Annotated in this window: 10 protein-coding genes; 2 read left to right on the plus strand and 8 right to left on the minus strand. The window is 55.3% G+C overall.

The genetic code is table 11. The annotated features are described in order from the left end of the window. From PAT3040_RS05480 to PAT3040_RS05500, 5 genes are all read right to left on the minus strand, one after another. On the minus strand, positions 1-3641 hold a 3641-nt coding region (locus tag PAT3040_RS05480; protein ID WP_108991844.1), incomplete at its 3' end, for a galactose-binding domain-containing protein. A 72-nt stretch (positions 3642-3713) separates the two neighbouring features. Continuing rightward, positions 3714-4823, minus strand: coding sequence for a hypothetical protein (locus PAT3040_RS05485; RefSeq protein WP_108991845.1), 1110 nt, complete (start codon positions 4821-4823; stop codon positions 3714-3716). 56 nt (positions 4824-4879) lie between these two features. Then, entirely contained in the window at positions 4880-6604 is a 1725-nt protein-coding gene (locus PAT3040_RS05490; protein ID WP_108991846.1) for a type 2 periplasmic-binding domain-containing protein, read from the minus strand. A 116-nt stretch (positions 6605-6720) separates the two neighbouring features. After that, entirely contained in the window at positions 6721-8328 is a 1608-nt protein-coding gene (locus PAT3040_RS05495; protein WP_108991847.1) for a response regulator transcription factor, read from the minus strand. Then, positions 8303-10075 carry a sensor histidine kinase gene (locus tag PAT3040_RS05500; RefSeq protein WP_108991848.1) on the minus strand — a complete coding sequence of 591 codons (1773 nt, stop codon included), beginning with the start codon at positions 10073-10075 and terminating at the stop codon, positions 8303-8305. The genes PAT3040_RS05495 and PAT3040_RS05500 overlap by 26 nt, the downstream gene beginning before the upstream one ends. Positions 10076-10301: 226 nt before the next feature. Here PAT3040_RS05500 and PAT3040_RS05505 point away from each other — a divergent pair, with 226 nt between their 5' ends. Then, positions 10302-11186, plus strand: a complete 885-nt coding sequence (locus PAT3040_RS05505; RefSeq protein WP_258234852.1) for an ABC transporter permease — start codon at positions 10302-10304, stop codon at positions 11184-11186. 245 nt (positions 11187-11431) lie between these two features. Beyond that, positions 11432-12310, plus strand: a complete 879-nt coding sequence (locus tag PAT3040_RS05510) for a carbohydrate ABC transporter permease (protein ID WP_108991850.1) — start codon at positions 11432-11434, stop codon at positions 12308-12310. Positions 12311-12574: 264 nt separating this feature from the next. On the opposite strand, the gene PAT3040_RS05515 is transcribed toward PAT3040_RS05510, so the two are convergent. The 3 genes from PAT3040_RS05515 to PAT3040_RS05525 all read right to left on the minus strand — a co-directional run. Beyond that, positions 12575-13378, minus strand: coding sequence for a PepSY domain-containing protein (locus tag PAT3040_RS05515; RefSeq protein ID WP_146200367.1), 804 nt, complete (start codon positions 13376-13378; stop codon positions 12575-12577). Positions 13379-13555: 177 nt separating this feature from the next. Continuing rightward, positions 13556-14275 carry a PepSY domain-containing protein gene (locus PAT3040_RS05520; RefSeq protein WP_181376453.1) on the minus strand — a complete coding sequence of 240 codons (720 nt, stop codon included), beginning with the start codon at positions 14273-14275 and terminating at the stop codon, positions 13556-13558. A 156-nt stretch (positions 14276-14431) separates the two neighbouring features. After that, positions 14432-15452: HAMP domain-containing sensor histidine kinase (locus tag PAT3040_RS05525; RefSeq protein ID WP_108991853.1), on the minus strand; the 1021-nt coding region annotated here is incomplete at its 5' end.

The raw sequence follows: 15452 nt of genomic DNA on the forward strand, positions 1-15452 counted from the left end.
CCGCCGCCATCGCCGATGATTTCGAATTTCGTCAATGAAACATTTGTCGTACCGACGAGGGCATTCTCCGCCACTCTGCCATGCAGCTGGAACAACTCGCCTTCCGCCGCAAGAGAACCGCCGGTTCCGCTAAGCAATATATTGATCAAACCTTCCGCAGGCTTGACGGCCGTTCCTAGCACGGTCAGCCCCGTTCGGGTTGAAGTAATCGCCGTGCCGGCCAGCTCGAGCAAGCCGTCCTCCGCTTCGAACGTATCGAACACGAGCACCTGAGGATCGTATGCAGCGATTGCGTTAATCGTCGAGTAGTCGAAGGCGCTCTCCGAAACGGAGACGGACAAATTAATCGCTTGACCGGCATAGGCTTCTGCAGGAGCACTCATCAGAACGGCCGGAAGCAAGTCCGGTTCCTCGGAAGCCGCCGCTCCGTAAACCTCGATTTCGAACAATCTTGCACGTTCATCAGTGGCCGGATTGCCTTTTGTAATCGCCAGTCTCAGTCGGCTCGTCTCCACGGGCGCAAAGCGGAGATCGGCATACTCGCCGACGTAATTATCCTCTTCGTTGCCGACAACCGACGTAACCGTCACCCAATCCGTACCGTTCCATGACTGAATCTCGAAATCGGCGAGCTGCATGCCTTGAGAGTCGATCTGACCGCTCCAGAGCCTGACCCCGTTCACCTTCTGCTTCGTATCCCACGCCAGCTCAAGCCAGTGCGGGCCTTCCGCGCCGGATACCCAGCGATCGGCTCCTCCATGTTTAATGCCGTTTACGGCAAGCGTTGGCGGGAAATTGCCGCTTTCGTGGCTGGAGCTTGCGGTCACGCTCGCATTTGTCGCAATGTTGGAATTGGGCTGCGGCTCCGTGATGCGAATAATCGCCTCGCCTTTAACGCCGGAACCGTCATTGGCTTCGGCCACAACTTTGATGGCGCCAGGCGACATGGCCGTCAACAAGCCGTTTCCATCGATGGAGGCAAGCGTCGTTATCGTGCCGTCCAAACCTTCGACTCGCCAAGCTACCGTCCGGTCATCCGCGTTTAACGGCTTTACGTCCGCCGACATAAGGAGCGTTGCCCCTGCATCGAGCATGGTTCTCCGATTCTCGGAACCAACCTGCACGTCAAAGACGTATACGGGTGTTACTTCCGGTTCAACCGGGTTCGGTTCATGCTCCCAAACTTGGATCTCGAACACGCGAGCTCCGTTATCGTTCGACTGCGCGGTTGTCGTGCCTTTCGTTACCCAAAGTCTGATCTTGTCGGTATGGATAACGGGAAACGCCAGGTCGTTGTGGGCGCCGGTGCGGCCATCCTTCGTATTACCCGTCACCGATGCGGCAACTTTCCATGCTCCGTCTTCCCAGTACTGAATCTGGTAATCGCGGATTTGCCATCCCTCGGATCCGGCCCCGGCTCCGCTCCAAAGACGGACGCGGTCGATATCGTAGCTTTCCTCCCAGCTCAGCTCCAGCCAATGCGGAGCCTGACTCCCGCCTAGCGTAATCCATCTGCTGCTTCCGTCTAGCGAACCATCCACGGCCAGCGCCGGCGGATAAAGAGGATTGCTGGAGCTCGCGGTCAACATAGCGAAGCGAGAGAGATCTTGTTTGCCCGGAAGCGGTTCCGGCGGCAATGCCGGCGGCACGGCGGGCGGCGACACCGTTCCGTATTCGTACAGCAGCATGTCATCAAAAATCACGCTGCCCGTTCCGCCTTGTTTGTAAAGATAGAGATTGGCCGTCGTATTGGAGCCGCCGGTCGTAAAGACGACTTCTTTTCCCGTGAACCCGGTACCGCTAACATGGACGTCCTTGGCGGGATTGCCGTAGCTCTTTACGCCGATGACCGCGGAGCCGCCGCCTTCGCTTCTCGCGAAGCCCGACAGCTTATAGATCGTATTCGGCTTGACGGTCACCGTCTGCTCGATGCCCGATACGGCGTTGCTCAGGACCGCGGCATATTCGCCGCTGCGAGCTCCATCACCCACGATGGCCGCGCCGCCAAACGTATTGCTCCAGCCGCCGAACTCCCCGTCTTCGAAGCCGGGATTGGCTAGCAGATTCTCGATCTCCGCCCCGGGAGGGATCTCTCCGACGGGAATGCCCGGTCCCTCGTAAGCGCCGATGTTCGGGTTTCCGACGGCCGGAACCGGATTGCCGTAGAAATCGAGTCCGCCGTTGCCCTCGATGAATTTTCCCGCGCCGATAGCGGGGGAACCTTGCAGCAACTGATAACCCGCCAGCGTATCCCTGCCGATTCGGCCCGTGCCCGGAGCCGCAAGCAGCGGATCGCCCACAATCTTGTTGGCATCGGCATTAAGCACGTTCTGCGGATGATTGCCGTAGAACAGATTGTTGTCGAACACGTTATTTGTGCTGGACCCGAAGTTGTAGCCGCCTGATCCCAGATTAACGATCAGATTGTTGTTGTACGTCGTATTTTTCGACCAGCCGCCCCAGTTCAGCGTGTCGACGACCTTGGTGCCGGAGTTCGGCGGAATGTACACGGTATTGTTGTATATATGCGTATTCTCCGGCGTTCCGCTGAAGTTGAACACGGCGCCCAGATCGTTTTGGCTAATATTGTAGCGAATGACAGTGTTCCGATTGAAGTTCGCGGGCTGTGTGCCGTCATTGACCGCTAGCGACATGCCTCCGGCGTTGTTGTGGCTGTAGTTGTACTGAATGATCGTTCCTTCGCTTTTGTAATCCGAATCGTACGCCATCGCGTCGCCGCCCGGATACGTATTGAACACCTCGTTGTTCTGAATAACGGAATCCCTGGATTCGAAAAACCAGAGCGGCACATGATAACTCGTCGATCGTTTATGCGTATCGTATACGACGTTGCGTTCGATAAGGCCGTTCGTCGTGTTCAAAATAAAAGCGCCGTCTCCGCCGATGTCGTAGATAACGTTGTCGGCAACCGTGTTGTTGAAGGAGAACGGCCTGCTGCCGCCGTTTAGATAGATGCCCACGCTGTCCAGCGAATAGATCCGGTTGTTGCGGATCGTGACGTCCGTGACGACGTAATTCCAGCTTGGATCCCAGACGATGATGCCTCCGTTATGGGCGTAATCCATAGCCAGGCTGCCTTTGACGCTATGAATGTCCAAATATTCGAACACGAAGTGGCGGTACACCTTGGGATTGTTCCAACCGCCGCTATGGCCGGCTACATGGATGCCCCGGCGTTCTCCGGCTGTATTCGCATAATTCGTAATTTCCAGATTGCGCACTTCCCAATATTCCTGACTGTAGAAGTAGACCGCCGCGTCCGCGCCGTCGCCGGCAATTAGAGGTTTTGGCCCTTCTCCGTATTTGTCTATCGCGATCGGATTGTCGGAAGCTCCCGAACCTTTGGGATGCAGCGTTCCTTTCCAGACGCCGCCGGCTTTGAACAGGATGCGGTCTCCCGGCTGGAATACCGTGGCATTTACCTTGTTTAGCGACTTCCAAGCAGTCCCTTCGCTGGTGCCCGCCGCCCCGTCATCCCCTCCTGCAGCATCCACGTAATACACATTCCCCGTTTCAGCCGCCGCAACTATTCCGGCATCCCCTGCAGGTATCGCGATTGCCAAGAATAAGACCGCCGCAAGCAGCAGATTCAACCATCCAAGCTTTTTTATTCGCAACATGATCCGTCCTCCTATGTCATAGAGCCTTATCGGCCCAAATTAGTAACCGCTTTCATTTTGCGGAATTCTCTTTTACTCCACGCCTAACTTGGATTCGTAATAGGCAGGCAGCAGATGAACGGCAGCCGATTCTACCCTGGATTGCATATAAGCCGAATACCGCTCCTCCACATATAGTTTCCTGACAACGTCCCGCGCCTCCTCGAACTTGGGGACCTCCGCAGCTTGCCAATCTGTCACGCGTGCAATCACATATTGGCCCGCTATTGGATCGTCGATGACGGAAGTAACCGGCTGCCCCTCCGTGGCCGCTTGCAGCGCAGTATACAGCGAGTTGTTCGACTTGAACATTCGCGACGCATTGGATTCGTTCAGCTCCAACTTCTCCTTATAGGCTGCCGCCATCCCCGCCGGATAAGCTGCCTCCGCCAACACGGCCTCCGTTGCTGCTTCCCCTGTCAATAGTCGCTCTCGAATAACCGTTGCCATCCGGAACGCCTCTTCCATACGATTATCGCCGTCTTTCCCGTCATAACGATACGTAATGGCGATTTTGTCATACGTCAAACTGTTTGCCATTGGCGACAACATCGTGCTTATCCTTTCGTAAAAGGAAACCAGCTCCCTCTCGTCCATTGGCGCGAACTCGCTCTCCGCCAAACTTTCCTTCGACAATGTCGCCAGCTTGCCGCGGTAAAAATCAATGAACGTCCGCTCCTCGAACTTGGCCGGGCCATAAATCGGCTCACCGTTTGCGACGGCTTTCGCCCTGCGCGCGTTCTCCTTTTCCATCGCCTCAAGCAGGGAGGCATAGGAAACGTCGCTTGTCAGTCCCAACTCATGCGCCAGCTGCAGCTCCGCCTTCATGGCTACCGCATCCTTTAACGCCAGCTCTCTCAACTTCTCGATCGGCGAAACTCCCCTGAAGTCACGCTGCCAGAAACGCGTGTCCATCGCAACGACCTCCTCCGCCAGGAAAGTTTCAATGACAGAAGCTCGATGAAGCCCCGCGAAGTAAGCTAGCTCCTCGGCGGTAATGTCGTCGCCATTGACCGTCGCCACGACGATTTCCGCGGCAGGCGCCGCGAATAACGACTTGACCAGCAGCGCAGCACTGGCTAAAACGGCCATGGCAAGAAAGGCGATCGTTGACAGCTTAACGAACGTAAGGCGTCCTTCCATGGCGTTTTCCCCTTCTCTCAGAAGGGGCCCACCGCTTCGCGCGGCGGGCCTTCCTCTTATTTTGTTTTTTGATACCACTCGTTGGCTTCCTTCGTAATGTCTTCGCCGCCGATGCTCTTCCATTCCTTAACGAAATTGTCGAAATCGTCGATCGGCTTTTTGCCGTAGATCATGCTGATAAACGTATCTCCCTCAAGCTTGACGAGAATGCCGCTCTTCGACTGCATCGCCGGGGTCGGAGCTCCCGTAAATTGCTGAGCGATGGCATAGCCGTTTTTCCAGCCGTCATCTACGATTTCCGCCGCTTTCAGCGTGCTTGGATTCGACATGGCCGCGCGTTTCTCCGCCGATGTCTTCGGCTCTACGCCTCTGCTGATATTCGCCAGCATTTCCAGATTCTTAAACGGATTTTTCAGATCGATCAGCACGTATTTCGCCACGCCGACCTTGCCGCCCTGAATATCCTCTTCGGCAACGGACACGCTGCCGTCGGCCAAGATCGTATAGTCGTAATCCTTCGCCCAGCCGTTCTCGAATTCGCCGCCAGGCTCTTGCGAGACGCGTCCGAAGATGCGGTTTAAGTACAGGAACAGGGCATCCACATGGTCGAAATCCTCTTTCACGAGCAGTCCGCCGCGCAGGAACGTCGTATCGCGGGCCGCGGATTTTCCGTTTAGCGTCGGCAGCGGGTAAGGCAGCATATCGGCGCCTTCCACGTTTTTCTTTAAATCCGGAATCGGCCAGTTCGGCAGCCAATATGGAGCGACGACTATGCCTACCCGGCCTTGTCCGATCAGTTCGGCCAGCTTGTTCTCGTCATGCAGTCCCGCTTCCTGCGAAATATAACCTTTGTTGTACCAATCGTTTAACCGGGTAAGACCGTCCTTCATCTCCGGCAGCGTGGAGCCGTGAACAAGCTTTCCTTCCTTCTCCAGCCACTGATAAGGGATCGTTCCATAAGGCCCGAATACCCAGGTGCTCTCGCCGAGCCAGCCCGCGAACGGGTTCGGGTTGTTGCCGCCGGATCCCAGGCTGAGTCCCAGTGGAATCAAGTTATTGGTACCGCCAGGTTTCTTGTCGAGGAAGGTCTGCATAACCGTCTCCAGTTCCTCAAACGTCGCAGGCGCCTTCAGCCCCAGCTCGTCGAGCCAATCCTGACGAATCCACATGACCGCGTTATCGTTGCCGGCATGCGCGAAGTTCGGCAGCGCCATCTTTTTGCCTTCGTGCGTCACTTGGCTCCACATGAGCGGATGAGAGCTATACAGCTCTTTCATGCCATCGGAGGCGTACTTCTCGAAATCGTCCGTAATATCGCGATAATGGCCCGACTGGATAAGCTCGTTAATAAGCGCCATATCCTCTGTCATTAGCACGTCCGGCAGCGTCTCCTTGGACGTGAGCATGAGGCGAACCTTCGTTGCAAATTGGTCGCCAGGCGACTCCCAGAGGTTTTTGAGCTGAATGCCCAGTTCCTCCAACGCCCACTTCGTGTGAACGTTGTTTTCCAGATTCTCTCCGTTCTTGAACTTGAAGGTGCCGTCCGTCGCTTTGACTGTCGTGATCGTAACGGGCGGATCGAACTTGTGCGTCCCGTTGCGGATCGCCTCGGCGTTGGAGTCCTCCGATGGGGCAGGGGATTGTGAAGCCTCCGCGCTTCCAGTCGGACTGCTCGTAGCGCCGCTTCCTTGTCCCCCGTTGTTCGAGTTCGACGAGCAAGCCGCCAGCAGGGTAATCATCATGATTGCCGCGAGCATAAGTAACATTGATTTTTTGGCCATGTGTCTGCCTGAACCTCCCTTGAATCTGCTGTATTGAGATGCAACCTAATCTTATTACAGCGTTTTCAGCCGGGTAAGAGATAAAGTTTTAAGATCGTATAACAAATTGTTAAGGTTCACTTCCCGTTGCGCTCACGGTAATCCTGGGGCGTTACGCCGTAATAATATTTAAACAGCTTGCTGAAGTAAGGCGGATTCTGGAAGCCCAGCTGACCCGACAGCTCGTAAATTCGAATGTCCGTCGTGCGGAGCAGCACGCTTGCTTTCTCCATCCGGTATCGCATAATAAAGTCGCTGATATTCTCCTTTGTCTCCTGCTTGTAGAGCGAGGACAAGTAAGCCGGGTGAAGGCCGACATGATCGGCAATCGCCTGCAGAGACACATCGCCCGCAATACGGCTTTCGATAAAGCGGTGAATATTCGGGATAAGCGTGCCCTTGCCGTCTTTGACTTCTTTTACGTTGGCGGTCTCCAAGCTTCGAAGCGCCATGTCCGCCCATTCCATCACCCCGTCGAGACGGGTGAACAGGCCCTGCTCCGAGAGAATGTCGGCCTCGAAGCCGGTCAGCTCCAAGAGCGTCTTCCCTTGCAAGTGGGCCGTATACAAGAAGGCGTTCATGAGCGCGTACGCGACCTCCGTCACATGCTCCTCCGTATCCAGCTTTTTCTCGCGCATCTCCTTCTCCAGTTCGGCAAGCTTCGAGCGCGCGTCTTGCCAACGGCCCGCCTCGAACAGCCCCTGGAAGCCTGGAGGCGCATAGAGGGAATCCAAAGAACGGTATTGCGAGCGGCTGTCTCTCTCCAAAATAACGATACCTTGTTCGCTGCGGGGGACCTTTCGAAACCCGTTTAACGATTTGCGGTACTGGTCCACGATCTCCAGCGGGAACAGACGGGGCTCGCCAACCAGCGCGGTGACGGTCCCGCGAAGGAATCTCCCGACTTTGGCTACCAGCTGTCCGGCTATATTTTCCAGTCTCAGGGCAGCATCTTTATCCCATGTACCATCCGCTTTCCCCTGAAGCAGGTAACACAGATACCCGAAGGAATCCTTGGTCCCCCAAACCTCGAATTCCGCTTCCAGAATTTCGCTTGCAATGTTGCGCACGGCATATTCGAGCAACGACGGATCGGGGATCGCGGATTCCGACTCGTCGATCCGAACCATCAGCATGGAGGCATGACGACCTGTAGAGATGCTCAGCCCGTATTCGTTCATCCGCTCGGCGAGAAGTCCGTTCGGCAGCCGAATGCCCGACAACAGATCGTTTAGCAGATTGGCCCTCAGCATGGGCAGATGGACTCGCAGCGTATGTCGCGCCCGCTGAACGGAATCCATCTCCTCCCATTCCCGCTCCAGCAGCTCTCTTAGGCGCCCCACCTCGTCCATTAACTCCTCATCCTTCACCGGCTTGAGCAAGTAGTTGGCCGTCCCGTAGGCGATCGCCTTCCGTGCGTATTCGAACTCGCCGTATCCCGACAGCAGAATGCATTTGGTCCGAGGGTAATGCTCTTGAATATGTTTGCATAGCTGCAAACCGTCCATGCCGGGCATCCGAATGTCCGTCACGACAATGTCGATCGGAGTGGAGGCCAGTATTCCGATAGCCTCCAGCCCGGATCCCGCCTTATGAACACCCTCAATGCCAATGCTTGCCCAGTCGTTCGCCACCATGCTGCCTACAATCATCGGCTCGTCATCCACTAACAACAGCTGACTCATAACCCACTCTCCTTTTCTCCGTCTCCCATTCTTCGCTTCGCCACTTCAAGGACACCCGGAGTCCTGTAAGCGCGTCCGAATGCGTAAGCGACACGCCGGCTCCTGTGCCGTATCGATGCTTGAGCCGCTGATGCACGTTCCACATCCCGCAGCCCGAAGCGTCGTCCATTGGGAGCTCCAGCCGTCCCGCAAGCGCCTTCATTTCGTCGTCGGACATGCCGTCTCCGCTGTCTTCCACGGTCAATTCGTTCCAGCCGTCCGCCATTATTCCCGTTATTCGCACTAATCCTTGCCCCGGTTTCGGTTCCACTCCGTGCATAATGGCATTCTCGACGACGGGCTGAAGAATTAGCCGCATCACATTCTCGTGAAGCATCTCGTCCGGGATGTCGATCTCGTAAGAGATTCTTTCCAGCCGGTATGTATAAATTTGCAAATAATGCCGAACCAGATCCACCTCTTCCCTGAGGGTGGCCTTCTGATTCTCGACGCGGGTGGTATACCTGTAATAACCGCCCAGATGATAGGCCATCTCCTTGATTACGGCCGTCTGGCCCGCTTTGGCGCTAGCCGCGATAAACGACAGGCAATTGTACAAAAAATGCGGGTTGATCTGCGATTGCAGCTGCTTGAGCGTCGCGAGGCGAGAACGGTTTTGCTCTTCGTAGACGTTATGAACCAAATGCTGAATCTCGCGTCCCATATCGTTGAAACGGTGCATCATGTAGTCGAATTCGTTATGGAATTTCTGACCGATCCGGAAGCCGTAGTCGCCGATCTCGAACTGCTTCAACCCCCGAATGAGGAGCGACAACGGTTTCTGCACATGCAAATATAGCAAATAAGATGCGGCTAACCCGAGAGCGATTAACAGAAGCATACTGACGTAGAACAGATTGCGGCTGTCGATGACCGGCGCGTGAAATTGTTCGAGCGGAACGTAATCGACCAGCCAGGCGTCCAACTGGGGCAAATACGCATAGCTCAAATAAGTACGCTTGCCGTCCACCGTCCGATCGGCGTTGCCGATGTCGTTTAGCCCTTCCGCAAGCAAGCTCGCGCCAAGCTCCGCGTACATCGCATCGCCGCCTTTGTCGACCGAAAACGTCTGGCCGGACGCGGTCAAAAGGAAGTTGTGGCCGGCGCTTTCCGCATTGTAGTGCTCGAGCATCTCCCGCACGTTGTCGAGATCGAATCGCACCTCGAACACGGCGTTGACGGAATCGGGATCGCTCTTCGACAGATAAGGATCCCAGATCAGCATTTGATAATAGGCTGCTCTGGAAGCGCCGCCGTCATGGAAGCGCCACACGCCGTTCTCCGACAGCTCCAGCAGCTTGGGATCGTAGACGCCGTTCGGACTCGTGGAAATTCGGCTCTCGGAGCTCGGCAGATAGACGGACAGCTCGTTCGACCAGTGGCTGGAGAAGCTTTGGAGATACAACTTTTCTTTGACCAGCGACTGGTATTCGATCATGCGGTAATAATCCTTCGTCAGCATGCTGATATGCAGGTCCAGAATCGAGGAATCCCGCGCCAGCACGTTCGAGGATAACGACAGCCGTTCGACGTTGGATTCGATCTGACTCTTGAGGAAGAGCAGCTGGCTCTCCTTGTACGCTTTCATCTGCTTGTCGATCACCTGGATGCTTGTCGTGCTGAAGTAGGTGTAAAGAATGACGGCCGGAATTAGCAGAATAAGTATGACGCCGGTCATCTTGATAAAGATCGGCCTGCTCCGTTTCACGCGGGGTCCCCCTTAATATATTGACAGCCACCTTTAAGATGTGTTCTATACATCGATTGGCGGATGCCATACAATTTTCCCAGACAGACGGCCAACATCCGCCAATGCCAGGCACGGTATTAAGCAACGTTCGCCTTCCCTACCATCACATTCAGGAGGAAGCCCTATGAAGAATAACGACATTATAGCATCAACCGGCCGATCGTCAACCGCGCTGCGTTCAAAAATGCCATTCCGCAAAACCTGGAGGCTGCATCTGCTGCTGCTTCCCGCCGTCTTAATCGCGCTTGTGTTCAAATACGCGCCAATGCCGGGCATCATCATGGCCTTTCAGGACTTCAAGCCTTGGCTCGGCATAGGCGGCTCGCCGTGGATCGGCTGGGACAACTTCGAGCTGATGTTCACCTTAAACGGCACCGTCCAGGTCATCTGGAACACGCTGATCATCTCCGTGCTGAAAATCATTTTCGGCTTGGCCGTGCCGGTCCTGTTCGCGCTGCTGCTAAACGAGGTTCGCAATATGGGGCTGAAACGCTCCATCCAAACGATGGTTTATTTGCCCCACTTTATGTCCTGGGTTATTCTGGGCGGTATTTTGCTCGATTTGTTATCGCTCGACGGTATCGTAAATCGTCTGCTAACAACGTTGAATATAAAGCCTGTCATGTTCCTTGGCGATGGAGACTGGTTCCGCGTCACGGTTATCGTCAGCGATCTGTGGAAGGAATTCGGTTTCTCGGCCATCGTGTTCCTTGCGGCGTTATCCGGCATCAACCCGGATCTTTACGAAGCGGCGGAGATTGACGGCGCCGGCAGACTGCAGCAAACGATCAACATTACGCTGCCGTCGCTGCTTCCGATCATGGTCGTCGTGTTCACGCTTTCGCTGGGCAGCATGCTTAGCGCCAACTTCGACCAAATCTATAATCTGATCAATCCGCTCGTGCTCGGCAAAGGCGACATTATCGACACGTTTGTGTTCCGCTCCTTCCAGGACGGACAATACAGTCTCGCCACCACGGTCGGCTTGTTCAAATCGCTGGTCGGCTTCATTCTCATCAGCGGCGGCTATTATGTCGCCTACAAGTGGGCCAATTACCGCATTTTCTAAAATCGCAGCCGGACTTTTTGAACAACCTCATAAAGTGCGAGTTCAAAAAGTTCGGTTTTTAGCACCGAGAAGATTGGATGAAGGTAGAAACTGAGGAGCGGAGCGTAGTGGAAGCTACGTGAGCACCGGAAGTTTCGTCTGAATTCAAGATTCGATGTCGAATACGCTTCTTGGCATACTTCGTGATGGGAAGCGGACTTTTTGAACAACCCCTTTAACAACCCAACGACGGAGGTAGACCTGCTATGTATTACAAAGATCCATCGTACAGAGTGTTTTATTACATCAATCTGGCTCTGCTCATCGGGATTTCGATTCTGTGCATCCTGCCGATGATCCACATCTTCGCCGTGTCCCTGAGTGGGAAGTCTGCGGCCGAAGCAAATCTGGTCACCTTCTTCCCGATCGACTTCAACTTCGAGAGTTACACCAAAACGTTCGAAAATGATAACTTCGGCAACGCCATTATCACGTCGATTTGGCGCGCGATAACGGGTACCACGCTTGGCATGATCGTAACGATCATGGCCGCCTTCTCCCTATCCCGGAGCTCAGCGGAGTTCCGAGTCCGCGCGCTTTATGTCTGGTTTTTCCTGTTCATCATGATTTTTGACGCAGGTCTCGTGCCCAACTACTTGCTTGTACAGAAGGTCGGACTCGTCAATTCGTTTTGGGTGCTTATTCTGCCGGGGCTCGTCAACGTTTGGAATATGATTCTGATGATGAATTTCTTCCGGGCGCTGCCCAAGGAATTGGATGAGGCGGCCATCGTGGACGGAGCGACCTCGTTCCGCATTCTGTTCTCGGTGTATCTGCCCATCTCGCTGCCCGCGATTGCGACAATCTCGCTCTTCACCATGGTGGGTCACTGGAACAGCTGGTTCGACGGCATGCTCTATATGAGGTCGCAGGAGCAATGGCCGCTCGCCACGCTGTTGCAGACGATCGTCGTCGTACAGGACTTCAGCAAAACCGGCATTACGCCGGAAGATCTGGAGATGATGTCCAACCGCAGCGTCAAGGCGGCGCAAATCTTCATCGCCATGCTGCCGATTCTCGCGGTATATCCGCTGCTGCAACGTTTCTTCGTAAAGGGGATCGTGTTGGGGGCGGTGAAGGAGTAGGTATTGTAGAGGCGTCAAAAAATAAAGTCTGCCCCGACGTCCATATGGACGTCGGGGCAGACTTGCGCTGTTTACGTTATAAATTCATGTTGGTACTGGTTTACGACCATGGATGATTACGGCCATGATGGTTACAGCTATGGATGAAATCAGCGATTCGAACGGAGCCTGCTATTGATTCACCGCTGTTCCAGGATGATCCAATGGCTTCATCGTCGCGTGCCTCAGATGTTTCTTTCGTCAGCGGTTTGTTTGACGAAAACCTTAGTTGTCGTCCCAGTCATCGTCGTACCGGTCGTCATCATCCCGATCATCTTCATAACGGTCGTCGTCATCCCAGTCGTCATCGTCATCATCGTCGTCCCAATCGTCGCGATCATTGTCGTAATCGATGTCCAGCACTTTGCCGCTTGAGGCGGCAATCTCCACCTCGGCCGTGCCGTTCGCCGTCTTTAACTTAACTTCATATTCCAGTCTGCCGTCGTCGCGTTCCGTCTCCACTCGAATCAGTTCGCCCTTAACGGCTTGCTTCGCGATCTCGACTGCACGCTCGGCAGTGATGATATTGGCGGCAGTTGCTGCTGAACCGCTGTTTGCTGCGCCTGCAGCCGGCTTCGAAGCGGATGCCGCCGTCGATTGTGCTGGCTTTGTTGTGGCCGCAGGTTTCGAAGTCGCTGACGCAGAGGAGCTTTCAGTTGCCGGTGCCGAAGGATTCACTGTTGTTGCTGTTCCGGATACCGATTCGGAACGGCGGTCATCGTCGTCGTCATCTTCTACAATGCGCAGCACTTTGCCGCTAATCGCATCGATGTACACGTCCGCCTCCCGGAAGTCTTCCTTACGGTCGATGTCGACCTCGTAATAGACCGTTCCGCTGTGGCGCTCAAGGTCGACGTCGGTTACCGTGCCGGGCACCGCCTGCAGAGCAATTTGTTTTGCCTTAGCCTTGCCAATGTAGTCAGCCGCGGGTGCCCCCGCCGCGAATGCGGCGCCGGTTCCTCCCAGAACCGCCACCAGTCCGGCTCCAATTATCCAGCTTTTTTTGATCATCATATCCCACTCCTTCACCCATTGTCGCTTCTGATGTCTCTCTTGTTGCTTAACTACACTTTAACCGGGCAATCTGAGGGGACCATTACAGCAACATTAGAATTTGATGAGAGGATCATTGGCGACTCGAACGCACCACCCGCGTGCCATTGTGTGACCTGGCGAAGGCTCTATTTGCATACATAAAGACGCGTCCTAGTCATCATCGTCATCGTCGTCCCATGCTACGGATACGATGGCGCCGGACGCCGCGTTAAGCTGGACCTCGGCCTCCCGGCCGTCGTTCGTCTCGATGTCAACGTAATAGTACCAGACGCCGTTGTCATCGTCCTTGTCCACGTCCGTCACGGTTCCCGCAACCTTCGCCAGCGCCAATGACGCAGCCCGCTCCTCGGTGATATGGACGGACGAAGTCGACGAAGGCTTGCCTCCCGGCGTCCGAGTCGGAGGCTTAGCCGTAGCGCCAGTGCCGTTCGGTGACGGTGTCGGCTTAACGATCGGCGTAGCAGCAGGCGTCGACGTAGGCGCAGGCGAAACCTCGCTAACCGGGTCCGAAGGTTTTGCCGTCTCCGACGGTGCAGTACCTGTTGGTCCTGGCTCTACTCCCGTACCTTCATCGCTTGTGAAGCGCTCCAGCAGACGAATACTGTCCACGCTGCCCTTTGCTTCGCCTACCCTTACCTCGTATATCCCATGCTCCGTTCTAAGTTCCACCAAATATCTGCCGTCTTGCGCCGAGCTGCCAATAATCTCGCCACCATACTGCTTCAGCACTTCGCTCCTCGCTTCCTCCATCGTAAGCCCCGCAGCGCGGCCTTCTCTCGTTGAGAACAGCAGTACGGCGCCAGCGAGAAGACAGAATGCGACGCAAGCGGCCGCGACTATCGTTCCGGTTCGCCATTTGCCAGACGACATTGCCATCATCCCTTTCCTCTATCTGCTGTTCATTGTAAAACCTCAATATTACATTTTCATGAGAAAACGGGTCGCATCACATCAACTCCAATAGAAAACGCGACATACCTCATCATTTTCATGAGAAATCGCAACGTATCTCAAAATTAGATTCCCTTAAGTGGCCGGAAGCCAAATCGTCGCGGTCGTTCCTTCCCCTTGAACGCTTTCCAGCGTCAGCTCCGCTCCAAGCGCCTTGGCCAGCTCCTTGGCCAAAGAGAGTCCGAGTCCCGCTCCGCCGGTCGTTTCGCCGTCGCGGCTTCGCGCCTTGTCTACGCGATAAAACCGCTCAAATACATGCGGCAATTCGTTCTCCGGAATGCCAATGCCATTGTCGCGAACAGCCATATAGAAACGTTCCCCTTCGCTGCCCAAGCGAAGCTCGATTGGGCCATCGCTGTATTTGCGCGCATTGTCCAACAAAATCAGAAGGAGCTGCTTCAGCATGTCGGGATCCGTTTGAGTCGGCATGCCATCTCCCCGTTCGACAACGGCATCGCCCATCCGCTCAGCTTTCCCTTGCCGGTCCGGCCCTGCCCCCCGCATCTCAACCGTCACTTCCCGCTCGTATACTTTGCCGAAAGTGGCAGCTGTCTGCCTCGCGAACGGCAGGAGATCCACCTTTTCCGTTTCCGCTTGCCATGCCCGTCTGGCGGTGGCGAGAAGCAGCAGTTGCTCCGTCATTCCCTTGAGCCGTACGGCTTCGGAATGAATGGCTTCTACGGATTCTTCCAGCAGCTCGGGCCGATCCGCTCCCCTTCTCTTGAGCAGGCTCGCATAGCTCTCGATGATGGTAAGCGGCGTCTTTAGTTCATGCGAAGCGTTGGACACGAACTGCTCCTGGCGCACGAAGCTCTCTTCGAGCAGGCCGATCATTTCGTTGAACGTTTCGCCCATGCCCGCGAGCTCGTCCCTGGACTTCCCCTTCCGATTCAACCTTGCGAATTCGCCGCTCCCGATAATGCGACGCATCGTGCGCGTCATATCGGATATAGGCCGCATGAGCACCCTGCCAAGCACGCCGCTGGAGATGACGACGGGCACAAGGACGGCGGCCGAGACGCTAAACAGCACAAGCCGCAGCAAACCCAGCAGCTCCATCAGCTCTTCCATGCTCGCCGTAGCTTGCACGTTCACG

Source organism: Paenibacillus agaridevorans (assembly GCF_003112455.1).
GTDB lineage: Bacteria > Bacillota > Bacilli > Paenibacillales > Paenibacillaceae > Pristimantibacillus > Pristimantibacillus agaridevorans.

Coding starts and splice junctions, on each gene's coding strand:
- PAT3040_RS05485 (WP_108991845.1), bottom strand. CDS start 4,823: ATGGAAGGACGCCTTACGTTCGTTAAGCTGTCAACGATCGCCTTTCTT.
- PAT3040_RS05490 (WP_108991846.1), bottom strand. CDS start 6,604: ATGGCCAAAAAATCAATGTTACTTATGCTCGCGGCAATCATGATGATT.
- PAT3040_RS05495 (WP_108991847.1), bottom strand. CDS start 8,328: ATGAGTCAGCTGTTGTTAGTGGATGACGAGCCGATGATTGTAGGCAGC.
- PAT3040_RS05505 (WP_258234852.1), top strand. CDS start 10,302: ATGCCATTCCGCAAAACCTGGAGGCTGCATCTGCTGCTGCTTCCCGCC.
- PAT3040_RS05510 (WP_108991850.1), top strand. CDS start 11,432: ATGTATTACAAAGATCCATCGTACAGAGTGTTTTATTACATCAATCTG.
- PAT3040_RS05520 (WP_181376453.1), bottom strand. CDS start 14,275: ATGTCGTCTGGCAAATGGCGAACCGGAACGATAGTCGCGGCCGCTTGC.